2 protein-coding genes are annotated in these 1627 nt (G+C 65.3%); one reads left to right on the top strand and one right to left on the bottom strand.

The genetic code is table 11. The features are described from left to right. The first annotated feature begins 411 nt into the window (after window positions 1-411). Entirely contained in the window at window positions 412-831 is a 420-nt protein-coding gene (locus U9977_RS15805; protein ID WP_322750028.1) for a hypothetical protein, read from the top strand. 81 nt (window positions 832-912) lie between these two features. On the opposite strand, the gene U9977_RS15810 is transcribed toward U9977_RS15805, so the two are convergent. Then, window positions 913-1627, bottom strand: a 715-nt coding sequence (locus U9977_RS15810) for a metallophosphoesterase family protein (RefSeq protein WP_322750029.1), incomplete at its 5' end; no start/stop codon positions are given.

Raw genomic sequence — 1627 nt, forward strand, 5'->3', positions numbered from 1 at the left:
ACTGCGCAGAGCGACGCTACCGGGTCACCTGCCGGAAAGCCGGCAGGATCATTCTGATCCGCGACACCTTCCATGATCCCTTCCTGGAACGGCGACCCGAGGGTCGCCGGGCAGCCCGGGAATGACCACCAGGATCCCGGTTTACACCCCGCTTGTGACCAGAAAACAAGATAGACCATTGCCACCCAAATCCACCTGGACATCGTGGGGCATGTCACCTGATGACCCAGATAGTCCACCGTGAACACGTGGATGAATCACAACGATGCAACTATTACCCAACGCGCCGAAAATGGGCGCGTTTGACAGTTTCACGACGACCGGTGGACACCTTGACGGCGCGACTGCCCAGATCCCAATACGCAGCGGCCGCCGGGTTCCCAGGACCGGCACCCGGGAAGGAACTGCAACGTGACACAGGACAAGATCATTCGAGATCTCGCCGGAGTGGTCGGCCTTGTCGACAAGGTGGAGCCCTTCATCGAGCTCCAGGACACGGCCACCCGTGACGAAGCCGCTCGCGAGATGCGCAACGCGGGTGTGCGCTACGCCCGGGTCGTGCACCTCGAAGCCGACCTCATCCGCTCCTCGATCATCACTGTGGCGGACCTCGGCAAGGTCCCCGACCCGGCCCGACCGCTGGCAGGCGTGATCGACACCTTCCTACCTGAAATCTTCCTGGACTGGCGTGACTTTCTCACCACCGCGGTCAACGAGTCCCTGCGCGATGCGCCTGCGGGCACGACGATCACGGTCGAAGACGAGGGTCGGCCGCTCGGCGTCATCCCGGCCACCACCATCGAGGCATTCATCAACACCGGCGGTGGATGACCTGCGAACACCGCTCACAGCGACGCCGGGTACCCGCGCTCCGGCCCCGCTCCTTGATCCACGTCCCTGTTGCCAGGCGCTCTATGAGCGCCCGGATACGGCTTCGTGGAAGGTCAGTTCGGACGCTGTGTCGTCATAGAGAAGCCAGCACGACGGCTTGCCCCGCGCCGGACCGACATTGACAAGCAGGCGCCGCGCACTGCCCGGATCAACCGGGATCGCCATCCCCGGGGTGACCGGCCAACGCCGCGCCAGCACCGCGCCGGCCGGGTCGGTCGGGTCGGTCGGGTCGGCCGGCTCCCCGAGCGAGAGCAGGTCCAGAAGCAGCACCTGGTGGGAGTGGCCGACCATCAGGATCGGGACGTCGGGCAGCTGCGCGAACCGGGGGTAGGCCACCGTGGGCCATCCGGGACGAGTTGGCCCGTGGTCCCAGGAAAACTGGTGACCGTGCATTGCGGTGGCAGCCCCGATCATGCGGGTTTCGGGTGCGGCAAGTAGAACATCAAGATCTCCGGCAGTCTGCTCATCCCGCAGCAGATCGCGGATCCGCCATTCCTGGTTGCCGAGAACCAGATCGACGCCGGCCAACTCGCGCCACAGTCTCGGATCCGATTCCACCACGTCGGTGAGGTCCCGCCGAGTGGTGCTGTCATGGCTACGCCATGGCACCTTGGCGTCGAGGTAGTCGCCGAGACATACGATCCGGTCGGCCCCGCGACGCTGCGCATCGTCCAGCACCCGCCGCCACGCCTTGCGTTTGCCGTGCAGGTCCGCCACGACCGCATATCGCATAGGA

This window comes from Protofrankia sp. Cas8 (genome assembly GCF_963555845.1).
Lineage (GTDB): Bacteria > Actinomycetota > Actinomycetes > Frankiales > Frankiaceae > Protofrankia.